Annotated in this window: 10 protein-coding genes, 1 pseudogene and 1 riboswitch; of the genes and pseudogenes, 6 read left to right on the top strand and 5 right to left on the bottom strand. The window is 70.5% G+C overall.

The annotated features are described in order from the left end of the window. Positions 1-82: 82 nt before the first annotated feature. Complete coding sequence (ettA, locus tag BCD48_RS29935; protein ID WP_071051731.1) at positions 83-1,765, top strand: energy-dependent translational throttle protein EttA; 1,683 nt, start codon at positions 83-85, stop codon at positions 1,763-1,765. A gap of 69 nt (positions 1,766-1,834) precedes the next feature. On the opposite strand, the gene BCD48_RS29930 is transcribed toward ettA, so the two are convergent. From BCD48_RS29930 to BCD48_RS29920, 3 genes are all read right to left on the bottom strand, one after another. After that, entirely contained in the window at positions 1,835-3,073 is a 1,239-nt protein-coding gene (locus BCD48_RS29930; protein WP_071051730.1) for a type II toxin-antitoxin system HipA family toxin, read from the bottom strand. Then, entirely contained in the window at positions 3,074-4,675 is a 1,602-nt protein-coding gene (locus tag BCD48_RS29925) for a DUF262 domain-containing protein (RefSeq protein WP_071051729.1), read from the bottom strand. 228 nt (positions 4,676-4,903) lie between these two features. Continuing rightward, a complete protein-coding gene (locus BCD48_RS29920; protein WP_071051801.1) occupies positions 4,904-7,144 on the bottom strand; it encodes an ABC transporter ATP-binding protein in 2,241 nt (746 codons plus the stop codon). Between the two features lie 266 nt (positions 7,145-7,410). Between BCD48_RS29920 and BCD48_RS54215 the strand changes: the two are divergent. From BCD48_RS54215 to BCD48_RS29910, 3 genes and pseudogenes are all read left to right on the top strand, one after another. Then, positions 7,411-8,613, top strand: a pseudogene (locus BCD48_RS54215) (PP2C family protein-serine/threonine phosphatase); the annotation flags it as partial. A 309-nt stretch (positions 8,614-8,922) separates the two neighbouring features. After that, complete coding sequence (locus tag BCD48_RS54210; protein WP_071051800.1) at positions 8,923-10,050, top strand: AMP-binding protein; 1,128 nt, start codon at positions 8,923-8,925, stop codon at positions 10,048-10,050. Next, positions 10,050-11,597 carry an aldehyde dehydrogenase family protein gene (locus BCD48_RS29910; RefSeq protein WP_241842095.1) on the top strand — a complete coding sequence of 516 codons (1,548 nt, stop codon included), beginning with the start codon at positions 10,050-10,052 and terminating at the stop codon, positions 11,595-11,597. The genes BCD48_RS54210 and BCD48_RS29910 overlap by 1 nt, the downstream gene beginning before the upstream one ends. 215 nt (positions 11,598-11,812) lie before the next feature. On the opposite strand, the gene glyA is transcribed toward BCD48_RS29910, so the two are convergent. After that, positions 11,813-13,087, bottom strand: a complete 1,275-nt coding sequence (glyA, locus tag BCD48_RS29905; protein ID WP_071051728.1) for a serine hydroxymethyltransferase — start codon at positions 13,085-13,087, stop codon at positions 11,813-11,815. Between the two features lie 140 nt (positions 13,088-13,227). After that, a riboswitch (ZMP/ZTP riboswitch) is annotated at positions 13,228-13,314 on the bottom strand. Positions 13,315-13,699: 385 nt separating this feature from the next. Between glyA and BCD48_RS29900 the strand changes: the two genes are divergently transcribed. After that, a complete protein-coding gene (locus BCD48_RS29900; RefSeq protein WP_071051727.1) occupies positions 13,700-14,662 on the top strand; it encodes a DUF5996 family protein in 963 nt (320 codons plus the stop codon). Between the two features lie 18 nt (positions 14,663-14,680). On the opposite strand, the gene BCD48_RS47470 is transcribed toward BCD48_RS29900, so the two are convergent. Continuing rightward, entirely contained in the window at positions 14,681-16,636 is a 1,956-nt protein-coding gene (locus BCD48_RS47470; RefSeq protein WP_083419403.1) for an alpha/beta hydrolase, read from the bottom strand. A 265-nt stretch (positions 16,637-16,901) separates the two neighbouring features. On the opposite strand from BCD48_RS47470, the gene BCD48_RS29890 reads away from it, so the two are divergent. After that, entirely contained in the window at positions 16,902-17,639 is a 738-nt protein-coding gene (locus BCD48_RS29890) for a maleylpyruvate isomerase family mycothiol-dependent enzyme (RefSeq protein WP_312623894.1), read from the top strand. Positions 17,640-17,645: the final 6 nt, after the last annotated feature.

Raw genomic sequence — 17,645 nt, 5'->3', positions numbered from 1 at the left:
ACCGGTGTCCGACGGGCACGCGCGACCTCGCCTCCGATCACCGCGTCGCCAAGATCGCCGCGCGGACCAATAGGGTTGACGCATGGCGCAGTACGTCTTCCAGATGCGCAAGGTGCGCAAGGCCCACGGCGACAAGGTCGTCCTCGACGACGTGACCCTGGCATTCCTGCCAGGCGCCAAGATCGGGGTCGTAGGTCCCAACGGTGCGGGGAAGTCGTCCCTGCTCAAACTGATGGCCGGGCTCGACCATCCGAGCAACGGCGACGCCCTGCTCTCTCCCGGCTACACCGTCGGCATGCTGGCCCAGGAGCCGGTGCTCGACGAGACCAAGGACGTCCGCGGCAATGTCGAGGACGGCGTCCGCGAGATCCGTCAGGTGCTCGCCGACTACGAGGCCATCAACGAGAAGATGGCCGACCCGGACGCGGACTTCGACACGCTGCTGACCGAGCAGGCCGCGCTGATCGACAAGATCGAGGCCGCGAACGCCTGGGAGCTCGACAGCCAACTCGCCCAGGCGATGGACGCGCTGCGTCTGCCACCGGCAGACGCGGACGTCTCCAAGCTCTCCGGTGGCGAGCGGCGCCGCGTCGCGCTGTGCCGGCTGCTGCTGGAGGCGCCCGACCTGCTGCTGCTCGACGAGCCGACCAACCACCTGGACGCCGAGTCGGTGCTGTGGCTCGAGCAGCACCTGGCCCGCTACCACGGCGCGGTGCTGGCCGTCACACACGACCGGTACTTCCTCAACAACGTCGCCGGCTGGATCCTCGAGCTCGACCGCGGCCGGGCACACCCCTACGAGGGCAACTACAGCACGTACCTGGAGAACAAGGCGGCCCGCCTCAAGGTCGAGGGGCAGAAGGACGCCAAGCGGCGCCGGGTGCTGTCCCAGGAGCTGGAGTGGGTCCGCTCCAACCCGAAGGCGCGGCAGGCCAAGAGCAAGGCGCGGCTGTCCCGCTACGAGGAGCTCGCGGCCGAGGCGGACAAGGCCAGGCCGCGCGACTTCGACGACATCCAGATCCCGCCGGGCCCGCGGCTGGGCAGCCTGGTGATCGAGGCGAAGAACCTGACCAAGGGCTTCGGCGACCGGGTGCTCATCGACAACCTGTCGTTCAGCCTGCCGCGCGGTGGCATCGTCGGGATCATCGGCCCGAACGGCGTCGGCAAGACCACCCTGTTCACCATGCTCACCGGCGAGGCGAAGCCCGGCTCGGGCGCGCTGACGGTCGGCGACACGGTCGACATCTCCTACGTCGACCAGAGCCGTTCCGGCCTCGACGGGAAGAAGAACGTCTGGCAGGTCGTCTCCGACGGGCTCGACCACATCATCGTCGGCAAGGTCGACTTCCCGAGCCGGGCCTACGTGTCGTCGTTCGGCTTCAAGGGCCCCGACCAGCAGAAGCCGGTCGGCGTGCTCTCCGGCGGTGAGCGCAACCGGCTGAACCTGGCGCTCACCCTGAAGCACGGCGGCAACGTGCTGCTGCTCGACGAGCCGACCAACGACCTCGACGTCGAGACGCTGCGCTCGCTGGAGGACGCGCTGCTGGAGTTCGCCGGCTGCGCCGTGGTCATCTCCCACGACCGGTGGTTCCTCGACCGGGTCGCCACCCACATCCTCGCGTGGGAGGGCGACGACGAGAATCCGGCGAAGTGGTTCTGGTTCGAGGGCAACTTCGCCGACTACGAGGCCAACAAGCTGGAGCGCCTCGGCCAGGAGGCCGCCCGGCCGCACCGCGTCACCTACCGCAGGCTCAACCGCGACTGAGAGACCGCGGTTCCGCTGCGGCCGTCACCCGGGCCGGTGACGGCCACAGCAGCGCCTGAAATCGCCCTGTTACTCTCGGAGGAGAGAGAGCGCATCCCGCCGTTCTGTGAGGCGCTGGTACGCATCAGCTGCCAGGTGCTCTCCGAGTACAGGCCAGGCGTTGAGCACCTTCTCGATCGCGTCGTGGACGCGCCGATGCGTCTCAGGGACGCCGAACTGGGTCCGGCTTCCAATGCCCTCGAATGTCGCAACCGTGACGTCGGCGAACTTCTTGGTGCCCCCCAGCCTGAGCCCGAGATCGTCGTTCTCCATGAACAGAACGGTCGGGACTACGTCGTAGACTGGACTCAAGATTGGCAACCGTCCATCTGGGTAAAGCACCGCCCAGTTCTTCAGATGTGCGTCGCCATTTCCGAGCAGGACATTGAGAACAATCCGGTCGATAACCTTGCCCACTGCATCAGATCCGGCGAGTGCCTCGACGAGTACCGCAATCGTTTCAAAGTTCGCCCGCCGGTACTTCGCCGATTCCCGTGCAGTTGGGATGTCCATGACTTGCGCGATCTCCTCCATGTGGATGCGCAGGTCACCAGGACCTCGGTCGAAGCGGGATACAGCCAGCGCCGCGCCAGGCGTTCGCCGTGCCCAGTCTTCCAGCCCAGGTACCTCCGAAGGTCGGATGAGAAACGCCTTCGGCGCGTCGATGCCGGCCGCACGGGCGAGTTCGAGACTGGCCAGTTCGGCCTCCGGAACACCCGTGAAACCCGGCCGCCCATCCGGGAACTTGAGAATGACGTTGCCCGCTTGGCCGTGGGCCGGCACAGTCAGCCCACGGTCGTCGCCGTATACCGAGAACTTCAGCTGCACCCCCGCCAGGCTGAACTTCAACAGCGGGTCCTCGTGTTCGGCTGGTTCCTCCACAGTGGCTAGGTCAGGCGACGATGCTGCCGACGGCGTGATCGCCGGTATGGCGCGTACGGCGCCCGGGAGATCCGTGGCGCCAAGCCGCCTGAGTAGTTCAAACTCTCGCCGGCTGTTGACGTGCGCGGCGTCCGCGACGGCCTGTCGCAGCCGACCCTCGGGCAGGAGGTGGGAAAACCAGTGCGGAATCGCAACGCGCGCGCTGGGCTGCCAGAACCGGCCACGTTCCTCGAATATCTGGCCGAGTACGGGACGGTCACGCATGGTCCAGTAGGACTCAGAGAATTCGAACCAGTTTTTCTGGTCTCGCGTGCCGTGCAGGTACCCCGCGTCGACCCAGATTCCCCTCGTCTGGATCTGAATGAGGAGGGTGGTGTCAACGTCCACTCAGCCCTCCTCGGCCGTTCCGGTCGCGATCAAATCAGCGAGCGACGGACGCACAAGAGCACCCGGCTCAACTCGGCTGTCCAGGAACCTTCCGACAAGTTTACCGATCAGCTCTTCACGCCGGTCAAGGAATTTCTCGATCTGGCCCGCCCACAAGTAGGCGGCGGCTTCCTCGTCAATCGCATGGCTGGCAAGCACCGACGGAGCGGAAACTTCCTCGATGGGTATGGCGTCTCTTGGCCAGAACGAGCGAGCCGCAACGTACGAACGGCGATTGCGGACTATCTCGGTGACCGCTTCGGTCCCATGCTCCTCGAATTCCCGAGCGAGGTCGACAGGACTACTCTCCGGGCCATGAGGATGTAGCGACGCCAGTGCCAACAGGACCAATCTGCTATGGGCATATCGCGTGTTGAAATTCTGAAGCGGCAGGTGGGGGACCGGCCGATCCGGAGCATATTCGAGCAACGACTTCACCGCCGAGTACTCGTCCGGTGCCTGGTCCACTTCCAGCTTGTGCGGGTTAACAGACCTGATGGCGCGGCGCAGCACCGGGGTCTGCCCTCCTTCCCGCCCGAAGTCATGAACCCAGCCACGCCAGAGCCAACGCGCCAAAAGACGGAGTGTCCAAGGCTGCGGTTCAGGATGCAGGAAGAAGAACGTCGCCAAGACTGGCAGGGGAAACGTGTTCGGGGCGAGTAGTAGATGCTCCACACCCTCACCGCGAAGAAACTCGATGGCTTTGGCGAGCGCCTGCTCGGTTCGGTCGTACCAACTCGCCGGGTCCTCTCTCGGCCCGAACTCACCACGAAGATCTCTCGATACGTCGCCGCCTCGAATACCCAGCAGGCTCTGCACGACGCGATTCTCATCGAGAGCGCCGAACTTCAGCTTGCGCAGCGCAGCCACCACGCTGGCAGGGCTGCCCGGCTCCGTACCGCTGGCAAAAAGGGCGTGGAAAACCTGCGCGCGACTCATCGGCTTGCCGGACGAGTTCACCCGGTCAAACAGTTCTCGCAGGATTTCTTGATCCTCGCCAGTCACCACGTAAGCGGGGATCCGGTAGTCACGTATGGCGCCGCCGAGCCGGTCGGCCAGATCGTAGTCATCGGCCGCAAGGTCGTCGGCGTGCCGCCTTAGCCAGGTGAGGAGACTCCTAGTCTCCAACGCATCCCGAACAGGTATTGCACGTGGTGCGTGCACCCCCTTACGAAGGTTGACAAATTTCTGCGTCTCGAGGTCGAAGTACACCTCGAAACGTTCGTCAACACCACCCAGACCGGGAGCCAAGGAACCCGCGAGAGAGATGATTCTCTGCTGGCCGTCTACGACCCAGTATGCGTATTCGTCTTCTTCGGCCAGGATCTCAATTGGGCCAAGCGAAGCCTGACCGGCCGCAGCCTTGTGCCGCCAGAAGAGTAGTGTCCCCACCGGGAAACCCCGATAGATACTGTCGAACAGGTCGCGCACGTCTCCTGCGTCCCAGCTGAAGTCCCGTTGGAACACGGGAACCCTGATGGAGCCCTGACGCGCCAGCTGGACCAAGCTGGGGATGCTGAAACTTTCAGAGCCAGAGCGATCAAGAGGAGCCGCCGTCACCATCGTGTACGTTCCTCTCGGCTCGGCCACGGCGAGGAGATCGTGGCGGTCCTGCCAGACTACTCTGCTTCGAAGGTTCCAGGCAGGACGCCGAGACCGCGCGATACCGTGCCTAGCGCCAACCAAGACCACCTTGGCCCTCATTCGCACACGCCGGCAATGGCCAAGCTATTCGACCTAGAAGGCATCGACCGACAGTGTGGGCTTCTTCTCGTAGCTTCCTCACCGGCCTCACGGCCGCGATCGTGGCAACCCGGCCGGAGCGGTTCCTGACGTGTCCTGTCCCGGGCGGTCGTTCGGGGCCGGGTCGTCGATGTAGGCGGCGGCCTGGAGGGTGAAGAGCTCGGCGTACTGGCCGCCGAGGGCCATCAGCTCGCGGTGGGTGCCGGACTCGGTGATGCCGCCGTCCTCCAGGAAGATGATCCGATCCGCCTGCCGCACCGTGGAGAAGCGGTGCGAGATGTAGAAGGCGGTGCGGCCGGTCGCCAAGGCGCGCAGCCGGGTGAACAGGTCGTGCTCCGCGCGGGCGTCGAGGGCGGCGCTCGGCTCGTCGAGGACGAGGATCCGGGCGGCGCGCATGAAGCCGCGGGCAAGGGCGACCTTCTGCCATTCACCGCCGGAGAGGTTCACCCCGTTGCCGAACCAGCGGCCGAGCGACGTGTCGTATCCGTGCGGCAGGGCGCGGATGAAGCCGTCCGCACCGCCGTCCAGGCCGGCCTGTTCGACGCGCGACCGGTCGGACAGCGCGGCGAGCTCACCCAGGCCAATGTTCTCCGCGGCGCTGGCCTGGAATGAGACATGGTCCTGGAAGACCGCACCGATCTGGGCACGCAGCGCTTCCGCGTCCACGTCGGCGATGTCGACGCCATCGACGAGGATCCGGCCGCTGTCCGGTGTGTAGAGCCGGCACAGCAGTTTGATTAGCGTCGACTTCCCGGCGCCGTTGCGGCCGACGATCGCGATCGTCTCCCCGGCGCCGACCTCGAAGCTGACGTCGTTGAGCGCCACGACCTCCGTGCCCGGGTAGCGGAACGAGACACGCTCGAAGACGACGTGCCCGCGCAGCGGCGTCGGTAGCTGCGCCGGTGCCGGTAGCTGCGCCGGTTCCAGTAGCTGCGCCGGTTCCAGTAGCTGTGCCGGCCCGGGTGAGGCCCGCGGCGCCGGCACCGCGGCCGGGGCGTCGACCGGCGCCGCCTCGATCGCTGCCGATGCTGCCCCAGGCGACGCGGCCGCCAGCCGGGCCGCCCGGTCGGCGGCCAGGCGCTCCGCCTCGGTCGGCGTGGCCAGCAGGCGGTACAGGTCGTCGACGTACAGGTTGTTCTCGTACATCTGAGTGAGCGAGCCCAACATGCTCGACACGTTGCCCTGCACGCTGGAGGCGGCGGTGCCGTAGAGAGTCAGGTCGCCGAGCGTGAGCCGCCCGGCGGCGGCCTGGAGCGCGACGTAGAGATAGCTGCCCGAGCGGGCGAGCTCTGCGAGCAGGCTCCAGCCCAGCTCGGCGAGCTGGCGGCGGATAGCCAGTTCACGTAGCCGCTGGTTGTAGTTGACCGACAGCAGCCGGAATCGCTCGACCAGGTAGGGGCCCAGGTTGAAGATCCTGATTTCCTTGGCGTCGGTGTCCGTGGTCAGCACCCGCTGCAGGTATGAGATCCGCCGGTTCACCGGCGATGTCCACCTGCTACGCATGTAGGTCCACCGGCCGTAGCGGGTGTCAACGACAAAGGCGGGGATCGGCGCCACCAGCACGATGACCCCGAGTAGCGGGTTCAGGCTGATGAGTAGCCCGATCATGCTGACGAACGTCACCACCGTCTGCAGCAGCCCGAAGAACGTGGTGAGCGTGTCGAACGGCCGGGTGCCCTGCTGAGAGGCGCGCTGCAACAGGTCGTACGACTCGGACTGCTCGAAGAAGCTCAGCTCGAGCTGGCTCGCCTTCTCGACGACCATCGTCTGCACGGTGAGCGACAGCCGATCGGACAGGATGCGTTGGACGATGGACCGCGCGGCCGACAGCAGCTGGCTGAGGATGGACACCGCGAACTGGATCACGACGAGCCAGAAGACAACCTGGGTGCCGGTCAGCGTCGCCACCCGCGGGCTTCCGGGCAACGGCAGCGCCAGGACCGACTGGTCCGGCTGATGGGTCGCCCGGATCTGCACCGCCCGGACCACCGCGTCGACGAGCAGCCGCGCCGTCGACGCGGTCAGCGCGGGGAAGAGCCCGACTACAACGGTCAGTAGCGCGAGCATCACCGTCGCCGGCGCGCTCGCCCGCCAGCACAGCCGCAGCACCCGGGGAAGCCCGACCACGGTCGCGCGCGCGCCGCGGCCGGCGTCCCGCAGCCGTTCACGCCGCGGCTTCGGCGGATCCGGTGGCGGATCGGGGATGTCGACCGGCCCGGTGAGGCCGCTCGGCAGGCCGGACTCGTCCCGCTCCGGCCCGCGTCTGGCAGAACGGCGCCTACCCGGCATGCGACCCCCCTCGCGCTCCTCGACCGCCGCCGCCCGCCGGATGGCCTCCTGGCGGCACACCCGGCGAACCCGGCGAAACCCGCCCGGGCCTCGCCCAGCCGGCATCCAGCGTCTGGCGATCGAGTTGGCTCCTACCAGGACCATCGTCCTCTCCCGCGCATTCGGGACGTGCGACGTTCGCGCACGGCCGACCGCGACACCGCCGGCGGGCGGCGCCGGGCGTGGGTGCTGGTTGTGGGGGCGGACCACCGGGTACGGGCCGACGTATGCCTGCAAGGACCCGCGCGGCCCCGCGCGGACCGGACGGGGAGCCGCGCGCGAGGGCCGGCGGCCACTCGCGGCTCGTGCACCCGCCGGACCCGCTGGCCGCCGCCACGGTGCGCCGGACGCGCCCCGCGGTCGCGGGACGACCGGGCAGGCGGGGCCGGCCGCGGCGCGCGGCCAGGGCCCGGCGCCGGGTGACCTCGTCGCGGCGCACCTGGTGGGCGGTGGTTCTGCCGGCACTCACTCTGCTCGCGGTGATCCTGCTGGAGGTCAGCAACCGGACGTGGACGATCCGTGAGCTGGTGGTGATCAGCCCCATGGCCGCCGCGACGCTCGCCGGCCCGGGACTGACCGCCGTGTACGCGGTCGCCGCGCTCATCACCGCGTTCGGGCTTGGCTGGTATGACAACCTCGACACGGCCACGGCGGGCGGCTGGACGGCGCAGATCGTCCGGCTCGGCGGGGTCGCGATCGGCGGCGTGCTGGCGATCCTGGCCAGCCGGTACAACACCGGGCGGGAGACCACGCTCGCCAACGTCAGGCGCGTCGCGGAGGCAGCGCAACGGGCGATCCTCACCGACGTGCCCCCGGTGTCCCGGGAGGGCCTGCGCCTCGCGGTCCGCTACGAGAGCGCCGCCGCCGAGGCGACTGTCGGCGGCGACCTCTACGACCTGGTCGACAGCCCCTGGGGTACGAGGCTGTTGATCGGTGACGCGCGCGGCAAGGGGCTCGAGGCGGTGCGGCTGGCCAGCCGGGTCCTCGGCTGCTTCCGCGTGGTCGCCCGTGGCCGCCGGTACATCGGCGACGTCCTGCCCGACCTCGACGCCGAGGTGGCCAGTGTCGGCGGGCTCGACGACTTCGTGACCGGCATCGTCGCCGAACTCGACGGGCGCTGGCTCACCCTGTCCAACGCCGGCCATCCCGACCCGGTGCTGTGGCGGCGCGGGCGCGTCCGGCTGCTGTCACCGTCCGACCGCCAGCCGCCTCTGGGCCTCGGCGCGGGGGGCGCGAGGGCCATGGAGAACAACGCGGGCGTGGTCACCATGGCGTTGGAGCCGGGTGATCGCCTGCTGTTCTACACCGACGGGATCGCCGAGGCGCGGGAACGGCGCACCGGCGCCTTCTTCCCGCTGCTGCCCGCCGTCGAGCGCGCCCTCGGCGACGCGAGCACCCTCGAGGACGCCCTCGCGGACCTCGCCGCCACGGTCCGCGAGTGGACCGGCTCGGCCTTGGGCGACGACGTCGCCCTGCTGGCCGTGGAGGTGCCGGCCGACCCACGCCCGGTCCTTCCCAGCACCCCGGCCTTCTCGACCCACCGCCGGGTCGGCCTCGCGGCCCCTGGCCCGGCCCCGGGCGACCGTCGCCGCGAGCAGCCAAGCCTTACCGCGGCCGGCGGATCAGCGTCGGCACAGAGCCGACCAGGCAACACGTCCGACCACGACCAGACAGGACACCAACCGGACAGGACATCGAGACGACGCTGGAAAGCGGGGACGACGGAGGGGACGACGGAGATGACTCCACTCACCGATCTGGGACTGCGCCTACCCGAGCCTGTGCTCGACCATCCACCGGGTGAGACCGTCCCGGAAACCGAGTTCGTCGAGGCGGCGATGCGCTGGCACTTCGACCCGGCCACCGGCTCGCCGTTCTGGCTGCGGGCGGCGGGTGACCTAGGCTTCGACCCGCGCCGGGACGTGCACACCATCGCGGACCTGGCGAAGTTCCCCAACCTCGTGGACCTGCTGCGCGAGGTGCCGGCCTACGACCTCGTCCCCCGTGGCTACGGAGCCGATCCCGGGATCGGCGGGGTGTACGAGAGCGGTGGGACGACCGGGCCGCCCAAGCGGGTCGTCTTCCTGGATGACTGGCTCGACTGGCTGACCGGCTACAGCCTCGCCGACCTGGCCGCCCGGGGCTCCCCCACCGGCGTCGACTGGCTCGCGGTCACCCCAACCGGACCGCACATGTTCGGCGCCTTCATCGAGCGGTTCGTGCGCCGGGCCGGCAGGCTGCGGTTCACGATCGACCTCGACCCGCGGTGGGTGAAGCGCGTCATCGCCGAGGGCCACGCCGACGAGGCCGACCGGTATGCCGACCACCTCATCGACCAGGTCCGGCACGTGCTGAGGACGCAGGACATCCGCGTCATGGTCATCACGCCGCCGCTGCTGGAGCGCCTCGCCCGCCACGACGACCTCGTGGAGCTCGTCCGGGCGAAGGTCAGGATGATCGAGTGGGGCGGCGCCCACATGGACGCCGACACCCGCTCCCTGTACATGACCGAGATCTTCCCCGGCGCCGCGCTCTACGGCCGCTACGGCAGCACGATGGTCCTCGGCGCGGCGGTGGAGCGCCACGGGCTCACGGCGGACGACCCGTGCGTGTTCGACCCGCCGTCGCCCTACGTCACGTTCTCGGTCGTCGACCCGGAGACCCTCCGGCCGGTCGAGTACGGCGCCAGCGGGCAGGTGGTGATGAACCACGTGAGCCGCTCCACGCTGCTGCCGAACAACCTGGAACGCGACCTCGCCACCCGCGTCGAGCCCCTGCCAGGGTCGGCGCAGGTGGGCGACTCGGTCGCCGACGTCAGGCCGGTCGGGGTGTTCGGCGGGGAGACCGTCGTCGAGGGGGTGTACTGATGACCGGGCCGAACAGCGCCGGCGCGACCCCGCCCGCCGCCGCGAGCCGCGCCGCCACCGCCACCAGCACCAGCACCGGCACCGGCACCGGCACCGGCAAGGGGCCCTCCACCGGGCCCGCCAGGGCCGCCACCGGGCAGGCGGGTCCCGCCCGTGTCACCCCCGGCACGGCCGTCAAGCCCGACTGCCTCCAGCTGGACGCGCTCGGGCCAAACGGGCCGTTCCGGTCGCGGGAGCGGCTGACGATCAACGACGTGACGGGTACGCCGATGGCCGAGCTCAGCCTGGTTCCCCGCCTCTTCGTGCACCGCGCGATGGCCGCGCTGCGCAAGGCGGAGACCATGCCGGCCGAGGAGCGGCTCGCGGCGCTGGCCCGGGCCGCCGAGGCGTTCGAGCATGGCGCGCCGGCCGGGATCCCGACCGACGAGTACACGCACCTGGTGAGCCGGATGTCCGGGATGCCGATCTCCGTGGTGCGCTCGGCCGTGAAGGGAATCGCGCGCAGCCTCACCGGCGCCGGCGACGACGCCGGGTGTGCCCGCCCGATGGCCGCCGTCGAGAGCTGGCGTGACCCGGCGACCCGCGAGGGGCGCGCGGTGTGGACCCGGCGCGCCGAGGTGTTCGCGGTCCACGCGGCCGGCAACCACCCAGGGGTGCACTCGTTGTGGCCGGAGGCGCTGGCGCTCGGCTACCGGGTCGCCGTCCGGCCGTCGCGCCGCGAGCCGCTGACCCCGTACCGGCTGATCGCCGCGCTGCGCGACGCCGGCTTCGGCGCCGACCAGGTGGTGCTGCTGCCGACCGACCACACCGTCGCCGACGACATCCTGCTGGCGGCGGACCTGTCGATGGCCTACGGCGGCGACGAGGTGGTCCACAAGTACGCCCATGACGGCACGGTCCTGCCCCAGGGGCCTGGCCGGTCGAAGATCCTCGTCTCCGGGGAGGACTGGCGGCCACACCTGGACATGATCGTCGGCTCAGTGGCCGACGAGGGCGGCACCGCGTGCGTGAACACGACCGCGGTCTACGTCGAGGGCGACCCGACGCCGCTGGCCGAGGCGCTGACCGAGCGGCTGGCCGCGATCCCGAGCCTGCCGCCGGAGGACGAGCGGGCAGTGCTGCCCACCCAGCCGGTCGAGACGGCCCGGGCGGTGGAGAAGTACCTGCTCGACCATGCCGGTGACGCCACCCCGCGCCTCGGAGGCGACGGGATCGTCGACCCGCTGCCCGGCGGCGGCGCCGTGCTGCGCCCGGCCGTCTTCCAGGTGGACCGCGCCGACGCGCCGCAGACCGGCATCGAGCTGGGGTTCCCGTGCGTCTGGGTGGCACCGTGGTCGGCGAAGGACGGTGCCGGACCGCTGCGCGACACCCTGGTGCTCACCGCGATCACCGAGGACGCCCGGCTGGTGGACCGGCTGGTCGACGACCCGTCGATCAGCAACGTCTACCTCGGCGACCACCCGACCTACTGGATGCGTCCCGACGTCCCTCACGACGGCTATCTCGGCGAGTTCCTCATGCGTACAAAGGCCGTCATCCGCGATTGAGCGCGCGAAAAGCGTCCGGCCGCCGGGCGAGAGACACCCGGCGGCCGGACAGCCGACCTGGCCACCGCCAGCGAGGGCGCGTCAGCGCAGCCCCAACCCAGCCACCTCATCGACCCGGTACAAGCCAGACCACCGTCACATACGTTGGCCCGGAACCACGTTGGGAGGGCGCTCAGCGCCCGGCAGGCGGGGCGGCGATGGACGCGCAAGCGTCCTTATCGCCGACCGCCATCCCAACCGGGCATGGGGTAGCCGGCGGTGAGGTCGCGGATCTCGCCGGCGATCTGGGCGAGGACGGCCTCGTCGTTGTCGGCGGCGGCCTTGACGGCCTGGTCGATCCAGGCGGCGATCTGGCGCATCTGCTCGGGGCCCATGCCGCGGGTGGTGACGGCGGCGGTGCCCAGGCGCAGGCCGGACGGGTCGAACGGCTTGCGGGTGTCGTACGGGACGGCGTTGTAGTTCAGCTCGATGCCGGCCCGGTCGAGCGCCTGCGCGGCGGGCTTGCCGCCGATGCCCTTGCTGGTGAGGTCGACGAGGATCAGGTGGTTGTCGGTTCCGCCGGAGACGAGGTCGAAGCCGCGCTCGGTGAGCGCCTCGGCGAGCGCCGCCGCGTTCGCGACGATCTGGTGGGCATAGGTCTTGAAGTCCGCGGTGGCCGCCTCGCGCAGCGCGACGGCGATCGCCGCGGTGGTGTGGTTGTGCGGGCCGCCCTGCAGGCCGGGGAAGACGGCCTTGTCGATCGCCGAGGCGTGGGCCGCGTCGGTCATCAGCATCGCGCCACGCGGGCCGCGCAGCGTCTTGTGGGTCGTGGTCGAGATGACCGGGGCGTGGCCGACCGGCGACGGGTGCGCGCCGCCGGCGATCAGGCCGGCGATGTGCGCGATGTCGGCGGCCAGGACCGCGCCGACCTCGCGGGCGATCTCGGCGAACGCCGGGAAGTCGATCGTGCGCGGGATCGCGGTCCCGCCGCAGAAGATGACCTTCGGGCGCTCGGCGAGCGCGAGCTGGCGGACCTCGTCCATGTCGACGCGGCCGGTGTCCTGGCGGACGGTGTAGCGCACCGAGCGGAACCACTTGCCGGTGGCGGAGACCGACCAGCCATGGGTGAGGTGGCCGCCCATCGGCAGCGCCATGCCCATCACGGTGTCGCCCGGCTGCAGGAAGGCCAGGTAGACGGCGAGGTTGGCCGGCGAGCCCGAGTAGGGCTGGACGTTGGCATGCTCGACGCCGAACAGCGACTTGGCGCGCTCGATGGCCAGCGTCTCGATCGGGTCGATGAACTGCTGGCCCTCGTAGTACCGCTTGCCGACGTAGCCCTCGGAGTACTTGTTCGTCAGGATGGTGCCCGCCGCCTCGAGAACGGCGGTGGAGACGTAGTTCTCCGACGCAATGAGGCGAATCTTCTCGTACTGCCGCTGAGCCTCGGACTCGACCAGGCTCGCGATCTCCGGGTCGGCGCTGGCCAGGTGGTTGATGGGTGGCTCGTGCATGGGGAGACCTCCAGGATGTGGCTGCCCGGCCCGTCCGCGTCCACACGTCGCCGTTAGGTCGTCCGTGTGAGCCGCCGACGGACGATCCGCGTGCGGGCAGGCGTTGTCCGCCGGTGACACCAGCTACCCGGTGTCACCTTCGGCGGCACCCAGGCGCACGGTGCCGTGCCGATTGGTCGCTCCCCGGTGGTTGATTCCACCCCAGCACGCCAGTCACGACTCGGCCCGAAGTCTAGCCGGTCACCTCCAGCGAGCGATCCACACCCGGCCCGCGCCGCGAGACGGCGGCATCGTCCGCCACGACCTGGCAGGCGGTGGCGGCGAGGTTGCCGGACGCGTGCTCGCCGGCTCGGGAGCGCAGTCCGGCCGCGCAGACGAGCCCGGCGACGCGACCAAGACGACATCAACGCACCATCTACCTGGCTATCCGTCCGGCGGGATGTGTGACAAGCGATGCCGACGGATCTCACACGCCCGCGTGCTCACGAGCTCGCCAGCCGGGACGTCGGCGGCCCGCCCGGATCCCGCCGGACCGTCCTGATCCAAGATGCGGCGGGCACCGACCGTGTCGACACTGTCCCCATCGGTCAGGCATGGGGGAGGAACGTAGACATGGTGGAGACGCTCGCGCCGCTCTCGCTCTCGTCATGGATCGACACCAAGGAGACCCTGCACCGCTACCTGCAGGTGGTCGGCAAGATCCGCCTTGCCGCGAGCCCGCGCCGCAACCACTGGTGGAACGTCCCGTTCCACTTGACTGGCCGCGGCGTGACGACCCGGCCGATGGGCCAGGTGGACGGCAACCTGATCTTCACGATCGACTTCGACTTCGTCGGCCACGAACTGCTCGTCCACGCTCTGGACGGAGAGTCGATCTCGTTCCCGCTGGCCGGGCGCTCGGTTGCGTCGTTCTACAGCCGGACGATGGACACGCTCGGGGCGATCGGCGTGAAGGTGCACATCGAGCACCCCCACCCGTTCGACCTCGCCGACTCCCGCCGCCCGTTCGAGGACGACACCGAGCACGCCGCCTACGACCCGGCGAAGGTGATGCGGTACTGGCAGACGCTCAGCCAGGTCAACCTGCTGCTGGAGGAGTTCGCCGAGGGCTTCTCCGGCAAGGTCAGCCCGGTGCACCACTTCTGGCACACGTTCGACATCGCCCACACCCGCTTCGGCGACCGCCACATCGACGAGGGCCCCGACATCGACCCGGTGACCAGGGAGGCATACTCCCGCGAGGTGATCAGCTTCGGCTTCTGGTTCGGCGACGACCAGCTACCCGAGCCGGCGTTCTACTCCTACACCGCGCCGGAGCCGCCGGGCCTCGCCGAGGACCCGCTACGCCCCGAGGGCCTGGCCACCTGGCAGCCGCGGCGCGGCAGCCACCTGGCCATCCTGCCGCTGGCCGCCCTCGAGGACAGCCCGGACCGGAAGGCCGCGGCGCTCGACTTCTACGAGAGCGCCTACCAGGCCGGCGCGCGCCGCGCCGGCTGGGACATCGACGGCCTCGCCTGCCCGCACGGCATCACCGACCCGGTGATCTGTCACCACACCGCGAGCCTCGGGAGCTAGCACCCGGGTACGGCGCCGTCAGGAGCAGACGGTGCCGGGCTTGGGCGTGACCAGGTCGATCAGGTAGCGGTTGACGGCGTTGTGGACGCAGGTGCTGGGGCCTTCGTAGGCGCCGTGGGTGTAGGAGTCCCAGGTCAGCAGGACGGCGTTCGACAGCTGCCCGGCAAGGGAGCGTGCCTCGGCGTAGGGCGTCGCCGGGTCGCCAGTGGTGCCGACCAGCAGGATCGGCGGCGAGCCCTCGGCGCGGAACGGCCCGGTGTAGCGGTCAGCGGACCGGACCGGCCAGAAGGCACACGTCATGCCGCCCAGCGCGATGGATGCTCCGAAGCGCGGGGCATCCCGGGAGAGATCGCGCACGAACCGTCGGAAGACGGCGAGGTCGGTCGGGTAGGTCTGGTCGGCACAGTTGATGGCGGTGTTCGCGTCGAAGGAGTTGTCGTACGTGCCGTCCTGGCGCCGGCCGGAGCCCTGGTCGGCGAGCGCCTGCAGCACCGAGCCGTCGTTGTAGTCGTCGGCCAGCTGCAGGGCGGCCGCGAGGATCGGCCACTGCTCCTCGCTGTAGAGCAGCTGGATCACGGCCGTGATCGCGGTGGAGTCGTCGACCGACCGAGTCTTGTCGGCGTCCTTGCCCCGCACCTTGATCGGGTGCTCCGCGAGCCGGCCGATCAGCCGGTCGTAGGCGCCCGCGGGGTCGCCGTGGCCGAAGCCGCAGTTCGGGTCGCTCGCGCAGCTGGCCAGGAATGCGTCGAAGGCCGCTTCGAAACCCAGGGCCTGCAGCCGGGTCTCCGCGAACGGATCGTTCATGGACAGCCTCGGGTCGACCACCGCGTCGAGGACCATGGCGCGGATCCGGGTCGGGAACAGCTCGGCGTAGGTGGCGCCCAGCTCCGTGCCATACGAGGCGCCGTAGGCGGTCAGCCGATCGTCACCGAGCGCGGCGCGCAGCACGTCGAGGTCGCGGGCCGCGAACTCGGTCGACAGGTACGGCAGCAGCGCCGCGCTCCAGCGCTCGCATCCCCGCGCGACCAGGCGGTCCGACGCGGCGGTGCCCTCGAAGCCGGCCAGCACCTCGTTCTCCCGGGCGGTCGCCTCCCCGGCAGGCGTTTCCGTGGCGGGCGACGAGGACGGGCCGTGAGCCGAGCTGGTGGCGCCCGAGGGAACGGCCGCGGAGGAACTCGACGAACCCGAGGAGGAGCCGTCCGACAGCCGGCCGGCCCCCGCACCGGCACCGCCACCGGCCCGGTAGGGACCGACCGTGGAAGAACTCGAAGAACCCGAGGAGGAGCCGTCCGGCAGCCGGCCGGCCCCCTCACCGGCACCCGAGCCCGCACCCGCGCCCGCGCCCGCACCGGCACCCGCACCGGCACCCGCGCCCGCACCGGCGGCCCGGTGCGGAACGACAGCGCTGTCGGACAGCTCGCTGGCCTTCTGCTGGTCGGTGAGGCACCGGACGGGCACGCTCGCGCCGACACCCCGCTGGTCGAACCCGACGATGTCGAACCGGTCGCGCACGGCCTTGTCGAACAGCTCCGGGTACGTCCGGATGGAGTCGACGCCGGAGACGCCAGGCCCGCCCTCCAGGTAGACGAGGGATCCCAGCCGCCGCGCCGGGTCCGCCGCCAGGCGGCGGATCACCGCGAGGTCGATAGTCCCCTTGCCGGGGTGCGCGTAGTCCAGCGGCACGGGCAGCGTCGCGCACTCCAGCCCCTTGCCGCACGCCGTCCACGCCGACAGCCGGTCCGTCCCGGCCGGCCGCGGCAAAGCCACCACCGCGCCGGCGGCCGACGCCGGGGCGACGAGGCCGGCCACGGACAGCGACACCAGTGCCAGCGCGCTGGTGAGGCGCGCCCGCCGCGAGCCGGCGGCCGCCGCGGCCTGCCTCCCCCCGGCGCCCGCGTGCCGGCGACCTCGGCGATGGCTTCGATGCTCGTCCCGACGCAGGCCTTGGTCCTGGTACCGCCAGGGCTGGTTCACGGGCCTCGGCCTCCGGTCGGGTTGGCGCGGCGCCGGTTGGCGCGGCGATCAGCGACGAGCCGCCAGCACGGGCGACAGATCAATCACTTTGCGTGACAGTCGCGTCGTGCTGCCTCCCCGCCGCACCCGGGCCCCAACCCTCGGCGCGGACAACCCCCCGCCTCGTGCGACCCCTCCCGGCAGGGAGTGTCTGGATCGCGTCGCCGCGGACTGGTTGGCCCGTCCTGTGCGGCTCCGAGGCAGCCGGCTGGATGCGTTTCGGGTGATGAAGCGGCAGAATCCGGACGTGGACTACCCAGCGCTGTTCCAGACGGAGGCCGAGGCGCTCCTCGCCGCCGCGGCCAAGGACCTCGACGCGCCCGTGCCCTCCTGCCCCGGCTGGGACAACCGCCGGCTGCTGAGCCACGTCGGCCGCCTGCTGGACTCGACAGTGACGCACCTTCCCCGCGGCGTCGTCGACCCGCCGCCCCGCGTCGAGCGGCCGCCGGCCGAGAACGACGCACTCGTCGAGTACTTCCGCCGTGGAGTCGCCGGCACGCTCGCCGCGTTCCGGGATCTCGACCCGGCGGCTCCGGCGTGGAACTTCACCCTCGAGCCGCAGGTCGCCGCCTTCTGGCGGCGCCGGTTGTCCCACGAGACGCAGATCCACGCCTGGGACGCGGCCGGCGCGGTCGGCGAGACCCGCGAGTTCGATCCGGTGTTCGCCGCCGACGGCGTCGACGAGGCTCTGCGCATCCTGCTGCCGGCCATCCGCGCCGCCGGCCTGTCCGCGCCCGGCGACGGAACAGCCCACATCCATCTCACGGACACGCCAGGCGAGTGGATGATCAGCCTGACCGGCGACACTGTCGACGTCACCGAGGGTCACCACAAGGGCGACGCCGGCCTCCGCGGCCCGGCCAGCCAGGTCCTGCTGGCCCTCTGGGGCCGGATCCCCTTCGACGCCCCCGGCCTGACCGCCTTCGGCGACCAGGACCTCCTGACAGCGCTGCGCCCCACCTGACGAGGC

It is taken from the genome of Pseudofrankia coriaricola (genome assembly GCF_001854805.1).
Lineage (GTDB): Bacteria > Actinomycetota > Actinomycetes > Frankiales > Frankiaceae > Pseudofrankia.
Note: the sequence above shows the minus strand (reverse complement) of the source record. Positions and strands in the feature narration are given on the sequence as shown.

Bases quoted from the DNA above. Each gene is read 5' to 3' on its own strand.
- BCD48_RS29900 (WP_071051727.1), top strand. From the start codon at position 13,700: ATGGTGGAGACGCTCGCGCCGCTCTCGCTCTCGTCATGGATCGACACC.
- ettA (WP_071051731.1), top strand. From the start codon at position 83: ATGGCGCAGTACGTCTTCCAGATGCGCAAGGTGCGCAAGGCCCACGGC.
- glyA (WP_071051728.1), bottom strand. From the start codon at position 13,087: ATGCACGAGCCACCCATCAACCACCTGGCCAGCGCCGACCCGGAGATC.
- BCD48_RS54210 (WP_071051800.1), top strand. From the start codon at position 8,923: ATGACTCCACTCACCGATCTGGGACTGCGCCTACCCGAGCCTGTGCTC.
- BCD48_RS29890 (WP_312623894.1), top strand. From the start codon at position 16,902: ATGAAGCGGCAGAATCCGGACGTGGACTACCCAGCGCTGTTCCAGACG.
- BCD48_RS29925 (WP_071051729.1), bottom strand. From the start codon at position 4,675: ATGGTGACGGCGGCTCCTCTTGATCGCTCTGGCTCTGAAAGTTTCAGC.
- BCD48_RS29910 (WP_241842095.1), top strand. From the start codon at position 10,050: ATGACCGGGCCGAACAGCGCCGGCGCGACCCCGCCCGCCGCCGCGAGC.
- BCD48_RS29920 (WP_071051801.1), bottom strand. From the start codon at position 7,144: ATGCCGGGTAGGCGCCGTTCTGCCAGACGCGGGCCGGAGCGGGACGAG.